At 62.4% G+C, this 17,624-nt stretch carries 14 protein-coding genes; 3 read left to right on the forward strand and 11 right to left on the reverse strand.

The annotated features are described in order from the left end of the window. Positions 1-42: 42 nt before the first annotated feature. Positions 43-861 (reverse strand): alpha/beta fold hydrolase, encoded by an 819-nt coding sequence (locus tag YH63_RS05955; protein WP_246658019.1) that lies wholly within the window; start codon positions 859-861, stop codon positions 43-45. A gap of 17 nt (positions 862-878) precedes the next feature. Next, a complete protein-coding gene (locus YH63_RS05960) occupies positions 879-2,420 on the reverse strand; it encodes a benzoate-CoA ligase family protein (RefSeq protein WP_046828395.1) in 1,542 nt (513 codons plus the stop codon). Positions 2,421-2,579: 159 nt separating this feature from the next. On the opposite strand from YH63_RS05960, the gene YH63_RS05965 reads away from it, so the two are divergent. Next, positions 2,580-3,488 (forward strand): helix-turn-helix transcriptional regulator, encoded by a 909-nt coding sequence (locus YH63_RS05965; protein WP_046828394.1) that lies wholly within the window; start codon positions 2,580-2,582, stop codon positions 3,486-3,488. After that, complete coding sequence (locus tag YH63_RS05970; protein ID WP_046828393.1) at positions 3,485-4,045, forward strand: hypothetical protein; 561 nt, start codon at positions 3,485-3,487, stop codon at positions 4,043-4,045. Before YH63_RS05965 ends, YH63_RS05970 begins: the two co-directional genes overlap by 4 nt. On the opposite strand, the gene YH63_RS05975 is transcribed toward YH63_RS05970, so the two are convergent. The 9 genes from YH63_RS05975 to YH63_RS06015 all read right to left on the reverse strand — a co-directional run bounded on the left by YH63_RS05975 (position 4,030) and on the right by YH63_RS06015 (position 15,947). Continuing rightward, positions 4,030-5,136, reverse strand: coding sequence for a mandelate racemase/muconate lactonizing enzyme family protein (locus YH63_RS05975; protein WP_046828392.1), 1,107 nt, complete (start codon positions 5,134-5,136; stop codon positions 4,030-4,032). The two genes, YH63_RS05970 and YH63_RS05975, sit on opposite strands and share 16 nt — an antisense overlap. A 92-nt stretch (positions 5,137-5,228) precedes the next feature. Then, positions 5,229-5,939 (reverse strand): ABC transporter ATP-binding protein, encoded by a 711-nt coding sequence (locus YH63_RS05980; RefSeq protein ID WP_046828391.1) that lies wholly within the window; start codon positions 5,937-5,939, stop codon positions 5,229-5,231. After that, entirely contained in the window at positions 5,936-6,721 is a 786-nt protein-coding gene (locus tag YH63_RS05985; protein ID WP_046829724.1) for an ABC transporter ATP-binding protein, read from the reverse strand. The genes YH63_RS05980 and YH63_RS05985 overlap by 4 nt, the downstream gene beginning before the upstream one ends. Then, on the reverse strand, positions 6,714-7,787 hold the full coding sequence (locus tag YH63_RS05990; RefSeq protein WP_137325130.1) for a branched-chain amino acid ABC transporter permease: 1,074 nt from the start codon (positions 7,785-7,787) through the stop codon (positions 6,714-6,716). The genes YH63_RS05985 and YH63_RS05990 overlap by 8 nt, the downstream gene beginning before the upstream one ends. 105 nt (positions 7,788-7,892) lie before the next feature. After that, positions 7,893-8,765 carry a branched-chain amino acid ABC transporter permease gene (locus YH63_RS05995; RefSeq protein ID WP_046828390.1) on the reverse strand — a complete coding sequence of 291 codons (873 nt, stop codon included), beginning with the start codon at positions 8,763-8,765 and terminating at the stop codon, positions 7,893-7,895. Positions 8,766-9,045: 280 nt separating this feature from the next. After that, complete coding sequence (locus YH63_RS06000; RefSeq protein ID WP_046828389.1) at positions 9,046-10,245, reverse strand: ABC transporter substrate-binding protein; 1,200 nt, start codon at positions 10,243-10,245, stop codon at positions 9,046-9,048. Between the two features lie 81 nt (positions 10,246-10,326). Continuing rightward, a complete protein-coding gene (locus tag YH63_RS06005) occupies positions 10,327-12,186 on the reverse strand; it encodes a feruloyl-CoA synthase (RefSeq protein ID WP_046828388.1) in 1,860 nt (619 codons plus the stop codon). 624 nt (positions 12,187-12,810) lie between these two features. Further along, entirely contained in the window at positions 12,811-13,491 is a 681-nt protein-coding gene (locus YH63_RS06010) for a Fe2+-dependent dioxygenase (RefSeq protein ID WP_046829722.1), read from the reverse strand. Positions 13,492-13,679: 188 nt separating this feature from the next. Further along, a complete protein-coding gene (locus YH63_RS06015; protein ID WP_246658020.1) occupies positions 13,680-15,947 on the reverse strand; it encodes a TonB-dependent receptor in 2,268 nt (755 codons plus the stop codon). Between the two features lie 372 nt (positions 15,948-16,319). On the opposite strand from YH63_RS06015, the gene YH63_RS06020 reads away from it, so the two are divergent. After that, on the forward strand, positions 16,320-17,495 hold the full coding sequence (locus YH63_RS06020; RefSeq protein ID WP_046828386.1) for a PepSY-associated TM helix domain-containing protein: 1,176 nt from the start codon (positions 16,320-16,322) through the stop codon (positions 17,493-17,495). Positions 17,496-17,624: the final 129 nt, after the last annotated feature.

Consider the following 17,624-nt stretch of genomic DNA (forward strand, 5'->3'; position numbering starts at 1 on the left):
TACCCGGCATAAAGCCGGGCATGACGAACGAGAGATCGGACGTCAGGCGGCGCGCTCCAGAGCACCCTCGCCGTGCAGGGACAACAGGCGATTGGCGAAATCCGCCGCCGCCTTCAGCGTCACATCGGGCGCCTCGCGGTGCGGGGAATGGCCCGCGCCGGGAATGATCGTCGTGTCCACCGGGCAGTAGCATTCGGCCTGCGCGATCTCGATCTGCCGCAGCGTGCCGTACTGGTCGTCTGCGCCCTGGATGATCTCGACCGGCACGCGGACATAAGCGAGCGACTCCGAAATATCCCAGTCGCGGAATTGCGGATCGAGCCAGGCATCGTTCCAGCCGCGAAAGGCGTTGTCGACATCCTTGTGCCAGCGCGCGAGCTTCGCGCGCAGATCGGTGGCCGCATAGGTGTCCTTGATCTTCGCGATCGACTGAATCGAAATATCCTCGACCACGAAATGCGGTGCGATCAGCATCAGACCGCGCACGCGATGATCCTGAATCCCGCCGGCATAGATCGTCGCGATCGACGCGCCGTCGGAATGGCCGAGCAGTAGTCCGCGACGGAAGCCGATAGCGTCGAGCAGTTTCGGCAGCACCTCCAGCGCCTCGACATGCATGTAGTCGGGACGGCGCGGCAGCGCGACCGGCGACGAATTGCCGTAACCCGCGCGCGAATAGACGAACACACCGGCTCCCGTCGCGGCCTGCAGCTTCTCGGGGAAATCACCCCACAGCCCGACCGAGCCGAGGCCTTCATGCAGCATCACGATGGTCGGCGCCTTGTCGGGCGTCGGCCCAATCATGCGATACTCGAGTTCGCTGGAGCCGATGGAAAGCGTGCCGGAAGATTGCAGCGTCATCGTCGTCATCCTTCTTCTTATTGACCGCGCAGCTTGAAACGTTGGATTTTTCCGGTCGCGGTTTTCGGCAGGCTCTCCACCACCTCGATCCAGCGTGGATATTTCCATGGGCCGATCTTCTGCTTGACGTGCTCTTTCAGTGCGCCGTTGAGATCGCTCACCGAGGCGCCCTGCTTCAGCACGACAAATGCTTTTGGTTTCAGCAGGCCTTCGGCATCCTCGGCAGGCACCACGGCGGCTTCCGCCACCGAGGGATGCGTGATCAGCGCGCTTTCCACTTCGAAGGGCGAAACCCAGATCCCCGACACCTTGAACATGTCGTCGGAGCGGCCGCAGTAAGTGTAACGACCCTCCGCGTCGCGGGTGTATTTGTCGCCGGTGCGGGTCCAGCCACCCTCAAACGTTTGCCGGCTCTTGCTGCGCTGGTTCCAGTAGCCTTCGCCGGCCGACGGCGCGTTGACGATCAACTCGCCGACCTCGCCATCCGCCACGTCCGCGCCCGCATCGTTCACAAGACGTACGGCATAGCCCGGCACAGGCTTGCCGGATGTGCCGTACTTGATGTCGCCCGGTGCATTGGACAGGAAGATGTGCAGCAGTTCGGTCGAGCCGACGCCGTCGAGAATGTCGACGCCGAAACGCTGCTGCCAGCTTTGTCCCACGAGTTCCGGCAGCGCTTCGCCCGCCGAGGTGCAAACGCGCAGGCGCTTGGTGCGCGGTTCATTCTTGAAGGTGTCGTCATTGAGCATCGCCGCGAACAGCGTCGGCACGCCGAAGAAGATGCTGGGATCGTGCTTGCGGATCAGTTCGAACATCACCTGCGGCGTTGGGCGCTCGGGATTGAGGATCGTCGTTGCGCCGACCGACATCGGGAACGTCAGCGCGTTGCCGAGGCCATAGGCGAAGAACAGTTTCGCTGCCGAGAGACCGACATCGTCCTCGCGGATGCCGAGCACCTGCTTGGCATAGGTTTCGGCGGTGGCTTCGAGATTGGAATGCAGGTGACGCACGCCCTTCGGCATGCCGGTTGAGCCCGATGAATAGAGCCAGAACGCGGGCTCATCCGGATGGGTCGCGGCGGTCTCGAACTGATCGCTTTCTTGCGCGAGTTCGTCCCTGAGCAGCGAGTACCCGTTCGCATTGGCGCCGGACACCACGACATGCTGCAAGTCCGGCATGCGGCCCAGCACATCCTTCACCACCGGCAGCAGCGCTTCCGAAATGAAAAGAACCCGCGCCCGGCAATCCGCCAGCACATAGGCGTATTGTTCTGAGGTCAGCAGCGTGTTCAGCGGCACCGGCACGATGCCGGCGCGGATGCTGCCCAGAAACACGATCGGGAAATCGATGGTGTCGAGCATCATCATCGCGATGCGCTCTTCCCGCCGCACGCCGAGACGCTGCAGCAGGTTGGCGAGGCGGCGCGTCTGCGTCTCTAACTCGCCATAGGTGATCTCGGAGACCGGATCCTTGAACACGACCTTTTTGCCGCGTCCGGCCGCCACATTGCGGTCGAGCAAATAGGTCACGGCATTGTATCCGCCGGATAAATCGCTCATGACTTCGATTCTGGGCCGGTGCCCAGTCCACCCTCAACCCGCACGACGCTCTCCCGCTGATCTATTTCTTAGAATTATAATTCATATAAAGTCACCCCCTGAGCTTGCTGTCAACCTTTTCCGGCATTATGTTTCAGGTCCATCACGAGTCGAAACGGCATGACCCCGCAGGCAGAACCGGAAACCCAATTCCTTGAGCAGCTTGGGCAGCGCGTCCGCACCATGCGCGCGCTGCGCGGCATGTCGCGGAAAGTGCTGGCGAAGGTGTCGGGAATTTCCGAGCGCTACATCGCGCAGCTCGAAAGCGGCAAGGGCAACGTCTCCATCGTGCTGCTGCGGCGGGTCTCGGCGGCGATGGGCGCGCATGTCGAGGACCTGATCCCGACCACGGACACATCGCCGGACTGGCTGGTGATCCGCGACTTGATGCGCAACGCGACGCCGCCGCAGATCGCACAGGCCAAGGACATTCTCTCCGGCAATGGCGCTTCGCGCCACGGCAACACCTTCGCGGGTATCGCCTTGATCGGGCTGCGCGGCGCGGGCAAATCGACGCTCGGCAAGATGCTGGCGAAAAAGATCGGCTGGACCTTCGTCGAGCTGAACAAGGAAATCGAGCAGCAGAACGGCCTGTCGGTCGCCGAGATAATCGCGCTCTACGGCCAGGAAGGTTTCCGCCGCATGGAGCAGGCGGCGCTGGCGCAATTGCTCGCACGCAAGGAACCGATCGTGCTGGCGACCGGCGGCGGCATCGTCTCCGAGCCGGTGACGTTCGATCTGGTGCTGTCGTCGTTCTATACGATCTGGCTGAAGGCCACGCCCGAAGAACACATGGGACGCGTGCGCAAGCAGGGCGACCTGCGGCCGATGGCCGACGACCGCTCCGCCATGCAGGAACTGCGCACCATCCTCGTGAGTCGCGAGCCGCTCTATGCGCGCGCGGCGGCGCAGGTCGACACCGCGGGTCTCGATATCGATGAAGCCGCGCGACGGCTGGCCGATACCGTCGCGCCGGTGCTGGCGAAACAGTCGCTGACGTTCGCGCCCCGCGCCGTCGCCGCGCAATGAGCGCGGCTCTCGACGCTCGAGAAGCACCACCGAAGACTGCGGCCATCGGCTCTGCACAGACGCTCGCGGAGCTGCTCGCCGCACGCGGGCTCGACGCGGCGAACATCGTCGCCATCCGCAACACCCTGCATACCGAGGATGTTTCAAGCGACTTCCGCACCCTCGCCGACGTCATCGCCGCCAACGCGCTGCCGATGCTCGACCGCATGCAGGATGGGCCGCGTATCGCACACGAGGCTCCGGTGCTGTCGTTCGCCGCGCTCGACAATGGCCACGCAAGACTGACGGGCTTTCGCCGCTTCCTGATGCGGCGCGAAGGCATCGTCCCGACGGACATCGTCTATGACTACGACGCCGCGCATTTGCTGCACGCGTTCATCGCCCGCGCCGCAACGCCGGTATTCTATGATGCGTTCGATGAGGACGGTCTGGACGATTTGATCGGACAGCTTGTGGTGCAGTGGCCGCAGCCGCTGGAGCAGCATATCGTTGATGCGAATGATCCGAGGTTGATCGTTGCCGCAGGTGAGCCGAAGCTGAATCACGCCACGCGGTAGCGCTCCATGATCTCCTTGTCCGGCTCGTAGCCCAGCCCTGGCCCGTCAGGCACCGCGATGGTGCCCGTCGCATCGACGTCGATATGGCCTCGCCAAAGGCAGGCGGCGCGGTTCATGTAGAAGACTTCGACGAACGTGCCGTCATCGCGCAGCGACATGAGTTGCAGGGTCGCCAGAAAGCCCGGCCCAAAATAGGGAGAATGCGGCGCGAGCTTGACGCCGAGTTCATCGGCCAGCGCGACGACCTTCAGGTATTCCGTGATGCCGCCGACCTTGATGACCGAGGGCTGCGCAAAGCTGACCGCGCCCGCCGCCAGCATCTGGCGGAACTGATAAAAGGTGCACGCATTCTCGCCCGCGGCGAGATCGAGCCCACCTTTCTTGCGGACCTCAGCCAAGGTTGTGAAATCCTCCGGCGGCCAGACCGGCTCCTCGAGAAACAGAGGCGCAGCCGCCTGGCATTCATGAGCGAACGCAATTGCGGTAACGCCATCCATCGGGCAATTCATGTCGACCATCAGCGGAATGTTCGCGCCGATCGCCTGCCGCGCCGCAAAGACCGGCGGCACCGTGGTCTCATGGAGCTTGATTGCCGGGTAGCCGCGCCGCAGCGCCGCTTCGCACTCTTGTGCAACGAGATCGGGCTTGCCGATCTTGAGCAGGCTCGCATAGGCGGGAATACGGCCCCTCTTGCGCGCACCGATCAGGCGATGCAGCGGCTCGCCCTGCACGCGCGCGGCAAGATCCCATAATGCGATGTCGAGGCCGGAAATCGCGAACATCGTGATGCCGTACCGGCCGAACAGGTGCAGGTTGCGCTGGATGCGCTCCATGAAAAGGGGAATGCCCACCGCATCAGGGACTTCAAGGCCCCTGGCTTGCGGCGCGATCATCTCGTCGATAGCGGTCGCCGTCGAGCGGGGGCAAACGTAACCCCAGGCATCGCCCCAGCCGGTCAGCCCCGCATCGGTTGAGACTTCGACCAGAACGATATCGACCGCAGCAATGGCCGAGGCGCCTTGCTTGAAACTCGCCACGCCGGCGTCATAAGGGATACGGATGTGGTGTGCGCGAACGTCGGTGATCAACATGTGCGTCAGCCCCCGCTTGCAGCAACGATAGCAGGACAATGCCGACAAGCCAGTCCGATTGCGGCCCGTCGGCCACCTATATGTCGGACCGGCTAAACCCCCAGATGCTGCTCCAGCAGATCCTGCTTCTGCGCCAGATCAGCCGGCGTGCCATCGAACACCACCGTGCCCTTCGACAACATCACCATGCGGTCGGCGATCCGAGAAAGAGACCTGAAATCCTTGTCGACCACGATGGTCGCAACGCCTTCGCTGCGAATGATGCCGAGGGTGCGCCAGATGTCCTTTGCAACGAGAGGCGCGAGGCCTTCGGTCGCTTCGTCGATCAGGATCAGATCGGGGTTGGTCATCAGCGCCCGGCCGATGGTCAACATCTGTTGTTCGCCGCCGGAGAGTTGCTGCCCACCGTTGGCGCGGCGCGCATGAAGGCGTGGAAACAACTCGTAGATCTTCTCCAGCGTCCACGCGCGGCGTCCGTCGATGCCGGGCCGCGCCGCCATCACCAGATTTTCCACCACCGACAGCGAGCCGAACACACCGCGGCCTTCCGGCACTAGCGCCACGCCCGCGCGCGCGATCGCTTCGGGGGCCGCGCGCATGATGTCGCGGCCGTTGAAATTGATCTGGCCGCGCCGATCGGCGACAAGCCCCATCAGCGATCGCAACAGCGTGGTCTTGCCCATGCCGTTGCGGCCAAGCAGCGCCACCTGTTCGCCGCGTGCAACCGAGAGCGCGACGCCGTGCAGCACCTGGCCCGCGCCGTAGAACGCTTCGAGCTTTTGCACTTCAAGGAGCGCGCTCATGCCGCGTCCTCCTCAACGCCGAGATAGGCGAGCCGCACCGCCGGATCGATACGGACATCCTGCGGCAAACCGCTGGCGATGACATGGCCGTCCGCCATCACCGTGAGACGATCCGCCAGCTCGAACACCGCGTCCATGTCGTGCTCGACCACCAGCACCGCGCGGCCTTGCTTCAGCGATGCAATCAGGTCGACCACCTTGCGTGCCTCGGATTGGCCCATGCCCGCGAGCGGCTCGTCGAGCAGGATGATGCGCGGCTGGGTCGCCAGCACCATGGCGATTTCAAGCTGGCGCTGTTCACCGTGAGACAGATGCGTCGCAATCATCTGCGCGCGCGCCAGAAGTCCCGCCTGCTCCAGCGCCTCGCTTGTGCGTCGATTGACGTCGGCATCGGACGTCACATTACCGAACATTTTCAGCGGCGACGCGGCATGGGCCTGCGCCGCCAGCCGCACGTTCTCCTGTGCGCTGAACTGCGGGAAGATGGTGGTCTTCTGATACGAACGGCCGAGCCCGGCGCGTGCACGGCGATCCGGAGCAAGGCGGGTGATGTCATCAAATCCGGAAGAGTTTTGGCCACCAAGCATGATTTCGCCGGCGCTCGGCGAAAGGTCGCCGGATAAAAGATTGATCAGCGTCGATTTGCCGGCGCCGTTCGGCCCGATCACAGCGTGGATTTCGCCGGTGTGTACGTCGAGCGAAACATCGGAAACGGCGGTGAGACCGCCGAAATGTTTTCTCAAGCCCACGGCGCGCAAGGCGACCTGTGCGTTGTCAGCCATGACGCCCTCCCGCCACATCGTCATTGCGAGCGGAGCGAAGCAATCCAGAAGCGTCCGACAAAGAACTGGATTGCTTCGTCGCTGCGCTCCTCGCAATGACGGGAGACGTTTCCTGCGCCGGGAGCACCATCGACAGCAATTGCCGTACGCCATTGGGCAGCATCAGCACGATCAGGATCACGATCAGGCCTTCGGCGAGCTTCCAGTGTTCGGTTGTGGCCTTCAGCACTTCCTCCAGTCCGATCAGCACCAGCGCGCCGACCAGCGGCCCGGCCACCGAACGCTGACCGCCGATCAGCACCATCACCAGCACGGTCGCCGACAGATGCCAGCCGAGCATCTGCGGCGCGACGAAGCCGAACTGGGCGGCGGCGAAATATCCGGCGATGCCCGCAATCGCGCCGGAGATCACGAACGCCGTCAGCCGCACGCGAAACACCGGGAAGCCGAGCGCACGGGCGCGGCGTTCGTTGTCGCGGGCGGCCGCCAGCGCATGACCGAACGGCGAGCGCACGATCATGGTCAGCAGCGCGATCACCGCCACCAGCACGGCCAGCACCACGAAATAGTAAACCAGCGGCTTTTCGAGATCGAGCAGCGTGATGTTGCCCAGCATCATCGACGGCTTGTTGTAGATGAAGGCACCGTCCGAGCCGCCGGCGAACTTGCTGTCATGAAAGAAGAAGAACAGCATCTCGCCAAACGCCAGCGTCACCATGATGAAATAGATACCGCGGGTGCGCAGCGCCAGTGAGCCAATCACCGCGGCGACGGCGGCGGATACGGCCACCGCAAGCGGCAGCGTCCACCACAGCGCCGCCGGATCGTATTTCGGCGACGCCAGCGCCAGCACATAGCCCGCGATGCCGAAGAACGCCGCATGGCACAGGCTCACCAGCCCGCCATAGCCGACCACGAGATTGAGCGACATCGCGAGGATGCCCATGATCAGCGCCTTGCTGATGAACTGCACGTAGTAAGTCGGCGCGACGAATGGCAATGCGATTGCCAGCGCTAACAGCACGGATGGAACAATCCAGGTCGCGTGAGAGCCTCTTGTTGTCATGGCCGGGCACGTCCCGGCCATCCACGTCTTCCGTCTCGCGCAACAGGGAAGGCGTGGATGCCCGCGACAAGCGCGGGCATGACGAATTGAGAGATTCGGCTCATGCTACACCTCCCGCCGGCCGAGAATGCCGTTCGGACGCCACAACAACACCGCCGCCATCAGCACGTAAATCAGCACGCTCGACACACTCGGAAAAAACACCTTGCCGAAGGTGTCGGTGAGGCCGATCAGCAGCGCGCCGATCGCGGCGCCGCCGATCGAGCCGATGCCGCCGAGCACGACCACGACGAAGGAGAGAATAAGCATGCTGTCGCCCATACCGGGATAAACGGTCGAGATGGGCGCGACCACGATGCCGCCGAGCGCCGCCAGCGCAATGCCGACCGCGAACACGTAACGGTTCACCGTGTCGAAGTTGATGCCGAGCGTGCGGGTCATCTCGCGGTTCTCCGCACCCGCGCGCACGATCATCCCTATTTTCGTACGCGTGATAACGAGGAAGATGATCGCCGCCGCCACGAGACAGAACGCACAGATCGCGAGCCGGTACACGGGGTAGGACAGATTGTCGGTGAGCTGGATCGCGCCGCGCAGCCCTTCCGGCGGCAGCACCGAATGCACGTCCTTGCCGAACAGCAGTTGCCGGACTTCATCAATGACAAGGATCAGGCCGAACGAGAGCAGCACCTGCGCTAGATGATCGCGGCCATAGAGCCTGCGGATGAAAACATTTTCCAGCAGCAGTCCGACAACGAAGGAGATGACAACACCTCCGACGACGGCGATCCAGAAGCTGCCGGTATAGGCCGCGATCCAGTAGGCGAGATAGGCGCCCAGCATGTAGAACGCGCCGTGCGCCAGATTGATGACACCGAGAATGCCGAACACCAGCGTCAGTCCGCTGGCGACGAGAAACAGGACCGTCCCGTACTGAATGGCATTCAGAAGCTGAACGCCGAGGGTTACGAAATCCATCAACGTACCCGGCAGGAGAAACAGTGAGCACCACACACGCGACGTCGTCCCCGCGAAGGCGGGGACCCATATTCCCTGCGTTGCGGGTTTCTCACGGCTGGATTGGCGAGCGTTCCGTACAAAGCAACAACCATCGATGGTTATGGGGCCCCGCCTTCGCGGGGACGACGTGAGAGGATAGGTTCTTGGCGAACTCTTTTAGAGATGGATGGCCGGGTCAAGCCCGGCCATGACACATCGTGCGCGGATCGGCGTGCTGCGATCCGCGTCGGAAGCTGTCTTACGTCATCTTGCAGCCGCGCGCCGGATCGTTGACGCTGGCCTGCGCAATCGACACCATTTCGTTGCGGCCGTTGCGCACCTCGCGCAGATAGATGTTCTGGATCGGATTGTGCGCCTTGTTGAAACTCAGCGGCCCGCGCGGGGAGTCGATCTTCGCTGCTCCCATTGCCGCGATCATCTTGTCCTGCGCCTTGGCATCGCCGCCGACCGCCGTAAGACCGATGTCGAACAGCGCAGCCGCGTCGTAACCCTGCACGGCATAGATATCACCGTCGAGACCCGTTTTTGCCTTGAACGCCTTCAGGAAGGCGACGTTGGCCGGGTGATCGAGATTGTCCGCATAGTGCAGCGTGGTCTTGATGCCGTTGGCCGCCTCGCCCTGCGCCGCAAGGGTGCCGTCGGTGAGGAAACCCGCGCCGTACAGCGGAATGGTCTTGTTGAGACCCGCCGCCGCGTAATCCTTGACGAACTTCACGGCACCGCCGCCGGCAAAGAACGAAAACACCGCATCAGGCTTCAATGTGGCGATGCGGGTGATGAGCGCCTGGAATTCCACTTCGGGGAACGGCAGCGTCAGGTCCTCGACGATCTTGCCGCCGGACTTGGTGAAGTTTTCCGAGAACGCGCTGATCATTTCCGCGCCGGCGGTGTAGCGCCAGGTGATGGTGACCACGTTCTTGACGCCGGCATCGACCAGCACCTTGCCGGCGGGATAGGTCGTCTGCCAGTTCGAGAACGAGGTGCGGAACACGTTCGGCGCGCACAGCGCGCCGGTGGCGTCGTTGGCGCCGGCGTTCGGAATGATAAGCATCGTCTTGGTGTCGCGTGCCACCTTCACCATCGCCATGGCGACGCCGGAATGCACCGTGCCGACCACGACATCGACCTTCTCGCGCCCGACCAGGCGGTTCATGTTGTCGGTCGCGGCTTCCGGCTTGGATTCATCGTCCACCTTGACGAACGTCACCTCGCGGCCGCCAAGCTTGAGGCCTTTCTGCTGATAGTAAAGCTCGAAGCCGTTATCGATGAACTGGCCGAGCTTCGCGAACGTGCCGGTATACGGCAGCATCAGACCCACCTTGAGCGGCGCATTCTGCGCGATCGCGGGGCTGAACAGGCGCGGCGTCACGGCAAGTGTCGCGGCGCCGGCCGCGCCGGACAGCAGCGTCCGGCGGCTCACCTTCAAAATCTTGGACATAGACGTCTCCCTCTCGCTTTTATGTTTGAATCCGATTGCAGCACGCATGGCCCGCTGTTTTCAAGATCGACCTTGTGCTCATCAGGCTGGACATCCGATCCAGTCGCCGCATCCGTCGTCGTCGAGCCTTGCGAGGTCTGGGGCGCGCCGCGACAGCACCGCGCGCTGGTTGATGTAACCCTTGTCGGTGATCTCGCCGCCGTCCACCGACGGCAGGTCCGCCAGCAGCAAGGCACGGGTAGCGAAGCTTGAGGAGCCGCCGCCCTTCGCCTTCAGCCGCGCGAGCCCCTGCTCCACCGCCTCGCGCACACTTGGAGCGCGCAGTACGTCGGCAACGCCGACATCGGGCAGTTTGGCCAGCGCGCGACAGGCCGGGATACTCGGAAAAACCAGAAAGCGGACGTCGTCCTTGTCATGGCCGGTGACCACGATGTCCTGCGCCAATGGCGCAAGCGCGGCGATGCCCGCGATGCGCAGCGTGCCGACGCTGACCCAGGTGCCGGACGTCAGCTTGAAATCCTCGGCAACGCGGCCATCGAAAAACAGGCCCAGTTCGGGGCGCGCGGCATCCGCGAAGACCATCGCGTCGCCCATCAGATAGAAGCCATCGCTGTCGAACGCCTTCGCGGTCTGCTCCGGTGCTTTCCAGTATCCCGGCGTCACGTTCGGGCCGCGCACCCGCGCCTCGAGCTTGTCGCCTGTCGGCACCAGCTTGATTTCCGTACCGGGGATCGGCACGCCGATATTGCCCGAGCGCGGCGCCTGAAAGTGGCAGTCCGTCGCGAGCGGCGCGGTTTCGGTCGAACCCCATGACGACACCATCGGCACGGCGTGGCCGACGGTCGCAATCGACAAGGATTCCAGCGCTTCCCAGAGATTCTGCGGCAGCGCGGCGCCCGCATAGAACAAGAGCTTCACCTGCGAAAAGAAGCGCCGGCGCAGTTCGTCGTCTTCGCGCAATGCTGCGATCAGCATGTCGTAGCCACGCGGCACGTTGAAATACACCGTCGGAATCACATCACGCAGATTGGCAAGCGACAGCGCGAACAGACCGGGCGCGGGCTTGCCGCTGTCGATGTAAAGCGTGCCGCCGTTGCGCAGCACGCAGTTGAAGTTGTGATTGGCGCCGAACGTGTGGCTCCACGGCAGCCAGTCGAGCGTGGTGAGATTGGGCTCGCCGAGAAACGGCCAGGTCTGGATTTTCGCGGCCTGGTTGGAGGTCAGCATGCGCTGGGTGTTGATGACGGCCTTCGGCGTGCCGGTCGAACCCGACGTGAACAGAAACTTCGCGATCGTGTCATGACCGACGCCAGAAAACGCGCGCGCGACATCCGGGGTCTCTGCGGCAGCCGTCAGCGACGAAAATGAAATCGCATTGTCGAACCCATCCGGATCTCCGGCGACAACGATGGCCGTGTGCAGCGGCGCGATGGCGTTCAACGCGGGAGCGAACATCTTCGCGCTGGAGACATAGATCGCGCCGGGATCGAGCAGCGCGATCATGCTTTTCAGTTTGTCGAAATCCTTCGAGACCAGCGAATAGGCCGGCGACACCGGCGCCGCCGGCACGCCGACATGCATCGCCGCCAGCATGAACACGGCATGATCGACCGAATTGTCGGAAAGAATCACCAGCGGGCGTTCCGCGCTCATATCCTGCGCCAGAATCCAGGCGCCCACCGCGCGCACGAGCCGCAACGCTTCGCGATAAGTCAGCTTGGTCCACGGCGCGTCAGCGCTGCTGCGCTCCGCGAGGAAAACCGTATCGGGCGTGTCGCGTGCCCATTGCTTGAGCCAGTCGCCGACACAGCGCGCGAACGGCTGCAACGGTGTCGCCGATTTCAGCCAGATGCTTCCGTCAGGTTTGCGCTCGGCGACAATGTCCGGTGCGGCGAACAACGCCTGCGCGCTGGCCTGACGATGAGCGGTGGCCGCCGTCATGGCCGCGCACCGACCAGCATTTCTTCCGCCGCAGGTTCTGCGAACGCAGGCATCGGCTTCCCTCCCCTCGGAGACTGCACGTTTAGAATAATAATGCAGTTATCCCTGCCGCTCTTCGGCGACTAATGCAATATAATGCAGATTGTTTAGAACGTGTCAATTGCCGCGGGACTCTGCGGCTGCGGCAGCATGCCGCCTACTGTTTCATCATCCGGGTCAGCCCGCGCGGCGCTTCCGGAAACGCTGGGAGCCGCCTCAACCCGACTAACGTGCTGTTTTTCCTCGGAAATTGCACGAGCCGAGCGTGGCATCACCTCTTCCATATAATGACACACCGCTTGCTCCGTGAAGCCAACGAAACAACTGACGTCGATGCCGCCAACCAGAAATTACCTGCTGCAAGCCGGCTGCGCGCGATCCCTCATTAGAATGACGGGAAGCGGAATAACGGGAAGTGATATGTGACAGAGTTGCCGAGATCGCCGCCGCGCATAGCGCGCGGGAGAGACTTCCGTTCGTCATTGCGAGGAGCACTTGCGACGAAGCAATCCAGTCCCTTGTCTGATCAAGACTGGATTGCTTCGCTTCGCTCGCAATGACGAATGAATAGCGCAGAGCCGCAAATTATAGCTCGGCCCATTGCCGAAGCATGTTGTGATAGAAGCCCGTCAGCGTGACCACCGAGGGATGATCGGGCACATCCTGGTTCAACCGGATGATCGCCATGTCGAGATCGAACAGCATGGCGCGATGGCTGACGTCGCGGATCATGCTTTGGGTCCAGAAGAACGACGCGATGCGCGAGCCGCGCGTGATCGGCGTCACATGGTGGACGCTGGTCGCGGGATAGATGACGGCATCGCCGGCGGGCAGCTTGACACTGTGACTGCCATAGGTGTCTTCGACAACCAGTTCGCCGCCGTCGTAATCCTCGGGCGACGAGATGAACAGCGTGGTCGATACGTCGGTGCGAATCCGTACCGGCAGTTGCGAATGGGTGCGGATGGCGTTGTCGATATGCGATCCGAACGTCATGCCGGCATCGTAGCGATTGAACAGCGGCGGAAAGATCTGCATCGGCAACACAGCCGACATGAACAGCGGATTGCGCGACAGCGCCCCGCGCACCATGTCGCCCAGCTCGCGCGCCTCGGCGGACTCCTCGGGCAATTGCAGATTGAACTTGACCTTGCCCGACTGATGACCGGCGGTGACGTTGCCGTCGACCCAGGCGGCCTTGGTCATGACGTCCTTGCAGCGCGCGACCTGATCGGGCGTCAGCACATTGGGAATGTGCAGCATCATGGCGTCGGCTCCTTCATTGACACGACTCTGGCTGGGCATGATCTTATCCGAAAAACCGGTGCCCACTTTTCGGGATCATGCCCTAGCGCCGAAACGCCGCCGCTCCAAGCCCCATTCACGAGGGCGCACTCACAAACAAACGACCGCCCCAAAACCGGGCGGCCGCATTGCAGACGTTGATCACGCCGTTACTTGACATACTTCGCCGGCACCACCGCCGGCTCCGGCTCGAACCGGATGCGATAGGTCAGCGACGCATAACGGCCCGATGCAGGCACCGCATGGCCGGAATAGTACTGGGCATAGTACATCGCGTCGCCGATATTGTAGACGTTGAGTTGCAGCGTCGAATTGCGCGTGACCTTGTAGGCCGCCATCGCATCGAACTTCCAGAACGACGGCACGTAGGTCGTGTTGGTGGTATTCGCGAAAGCATCGTCCTGATACTGCACGCCGCCGCCGATCGTGAAATCCGGCGTGATGGCGTAGGACGTCCAGAGGTTGAAGTTGTTGTGCGGGGTGCTCGGCAACGCACGGCCAAGTTCAGCGCGGTTGCTGGTCTTGACGATTTCAGACTGCAGATAGCTGTAACCCGCGAAAATCTGCCACTTGTCGGTCAGCGCACCCGCGATTCCCAGTTCAATGCCGTCAACCCGTGCGAGGCCGTCAAGTACCAGCACTGGCGTGACATTCGGATCGGGATTCTGCGGAATACGCAGATTGGTCTTTTCGATCCGGAAGATCGCGCCGGTGACACTCAGCTTGTTGTTGAGAAAATCAGCCTTGGCGCCAACTTCGATGGTGGTGTTCTTTTCAGGGTCAAGGAGCGCACTTGCGGTGTTGCCCGGTGCGCTACTGAGCACACCCAACTCCGCCGACGGATTGAATGATGTTCCGTAGGCCGCGTAGATGCTCGAGTTCTTGGTCGGATGGAACACACCACCGACACGCCAGCTCGTCATATCGTCGGTGCGGCCCAGATTACGATTTGCAGCGGTCGCGTTACCGGGGTCTCCGAACTCGGCCTTGTAGTGGTCGTGCCGGATCGAACCGAGCACCTCGAAATACTCGTTGATCTTGATCTGATCGAACGCATACGCGGCGACCGTGGTGGCTTCGGTCGAGAGCGATGTATTCCACCCGCCAAAAAATCCGCCGAATGACGTATCGACAGGATAGTAGGCGCTCGTCCGGCATTGAGCGGGATCACACAGGTTCGAGGCGCTTCCGGAGGGCACGACGCCCCGCGCACGTTGCTGATAGCGTGTTTCGCGAGTCGCCTCCAACCCTGCCGAGAACGTGTGCAGCAGCGAGCCGGTATAGAACTTGCCGCCGATGTCGGTCTGGTTCGTCAGCAGCGTGTTGTTGGTCTCGATCTGGAAATGCTGCCGTCCGATCGTCATCTGATCGACAGGATAACCCGGCGTTACCGCCGTTACGTTGTCTGCCTGAAGCAGGCTGCGCGGCGCGGTGTTGATCGCAAAGCGATTGTTGCTCACGTAACGCGTGGCGTTGCTGATCTTGAGATCGGGCGCAAGGTCGCGCTCGAACTTAACTGTGCCGATGTGGGTATCGGTCCGCACCACATCGGCGAGCGGGCCGTTCTTGACGCCGTACCAGTTGCTGCGCGGCACCGGGATCGGCGTGGTCGCCTGACCGTTGCCATAGTATCCCTGATTCGTCAGCGCGCCGGTCATGGGGCTGCGCACCGGAGCCGGAAGATACGGCACACCATAATCGGGAACGCTCTCTTCGCCCTGATAGATGTAGCTGATGATCGCGCGCGTTTCGGGATTCAGGTCGATCTTGATCGACGGCGCGACACCCCAGCGCTTGACGCCGACATTGTCGCGGCCCGGGGTCGGCATGTCCTGATACATCGCGGCGATACGTCCGGAGACGTTGTCCTTCTTGCCGCTGGCGTCGAGCTCGGTGCGGTAACCGCCCGCGGTGGTGCCGGTGACGAAGCCTTCGATATAGGGAATGCCGGTCGGCAGCTTGGTGACAAGGTTGATCGCGCCGCCGGTCGAACCACGCCCGAACGCGAATGCCGACGGACCCTTATAGACTTCAACGCGATCAACGTTGAACAGGTCACGCGTGTACCAGCCCGGATCGCGGATACCGTCGCGGAAGATATCGCCGCGCGCGGCGAAACCGCGGATGATCGGAGTATCGCCCTGATTTCCGCCCTCGCCCGCAGCGAAGGTGATGCCCGGCACGGTGCGCAACGCATCTTCCATGCTGGTGAGACGCTGTTCCTGCAGCACTTGCTGGGTGACGACGTTGACTGTCTGCGGCGTGTTGAGCAGTGGAGTCGGAACGCGCGAGACCTGCGGAGCAGTGGCCTGATAACCGCCGGCGCCGTTACCAGCATTTTCCTGCACGTCGATGGTCGGAAGCGCTTCCTGCGCCATCGCGTTTGTCGCCAGCATCACCGATGCGAGGCCAAGCATCGCGGTTCCGGGCTTTCGCACCGAGGCACGAATATAGGGAGACGATGAAGCTGGAGTCTGCGGCGCGGCGGCAGCAACGTCGGGCTTCTGATTCTTCTTTGACTTTATTTCTTTGTTGAATTTGTTCCGACGCATTGCTTGCCCCACCACTGAAGATGTCGCGCGTTCTTTCGAACGGCGATTTCAAGGCAGCCTTTAGGAAAGTCCGCGGAAGCAGAGCAAGGCTTTGAGATTAGAACTTCTGCAAACTTCAACGGCACGAAGCTTTGTCAATTGCAGCGATATGCCTGTTGTGAATAGAAGATGTGGATCAGCGCAACGCGCAAACGCGCGCTTAGAATTTCTCCAGATGGAACCTCAGAACGAATCCAGATGCCAGTATCAACTTCGACTCACCGGCGTGGAGCGCTGAAGCGGCTCTGGCGCAACATCCATCTCTGGCTCGGCATCGGCCTGTTCATTCTGCTGGTGCCTGTTGCGCTGTCCGGCGCGATTCTCGTCTATCACGACGACATCGGCGAATTCATGAGCACGCCACGCGGCGCGGTTGCGCCGTCGCAACCAACGGACATCGCACTCGCTGTCGATAATGCGCGCAAGGCCGCCGGCGACGGCTTCGTGCCGTTGTTCATCGGCTTTCCGGAAAATGATCGCGTGCCGCTGACGATTGCGCTGCGCGGACCCGCGGCGAAGGGCGAGCGTCCGGTGCGCCTCACCGCGACCATCGATCGTCACGACGCGCATGTGATCAGCATCGCCAACTTCCGCAACACGTTCTTCGGCTTCATGCACGTGTTCCATGAAAATCTCACCATTCCCAATTACGGGCGCAGCATCGTCGGATGGACCGGCGTCGCGATGCTGATTCTGTCGCTCACCGGTCTGTATCTGTGGTGGCCGCGGCACGGCCAATGGTCGCGCGCCTTCGTGTGGCGGCGCAGCCCCGCGACGTCATCGAACCTGCACTACATGACCGGCTTCTGGATCTGCTTTCCGCTGGTGCTGATCTCGCTGACCGGAATTTATCTCGCATGGCCGCAACAGGGACGCGAACTCCTGTCGTCGGTTGCGCCCATGACGGCGCAGCCGCAGCGCGGCGGTGGTCCGGGAGGCCAGGTGATGGCGAACCCGACACGTTCGCCGTCCGAGATTTTCGCAACCGCATCCGCGCGGCCGAACGCGACCGTCGATGCAATCTTCTATCCGAACCAGACCGGCGCCTGGCGCGTGAGGCTTCGTGAAGAGGGCAAGACCGAACCGGTGACGATCATGATCAATGATCGCAGCGGCGGCATCAGCGTTGTTCAGCCGCTGTCGGGCGACCGGACCGCGTCATGGATTCGCTGGCTGCATGAAGGCAGTCATTCGGGTGAGGTCTGGCGTTTCGTCGCATTCCTGAGCGGCATTATGCCGGCGGTGCTCGGCGTGACCGGCATTCTGATCTGGCTGCGCCAACGCCGTCAGCGCGCGCTGATAAAGAACAACAGGCCGCACGCTGCAGCGAACACGGCGCCGCGTCCCGTCGGCGACGCCGCGCCCGCCGAATAACACCATCTGACACGTACTTATTTACCAGTCACCGGGGGCGCGGCATCGCGCCCTCCGGCAGCGCGCGATCGCCTGCTCGCATGCCCCGTCCACGGTTTTGAGAATCAATCGCAAGACTCTTATTGCGAA

This window comes from Afipia massiliensis, assembly GCF_001006325.2.
GTDB lineage: Bacteria > Pseudomonadota > Alphaproteobacteria > Rhizobiales > Xanthobacteraceae > Afipia > Afipia massiliensis_A.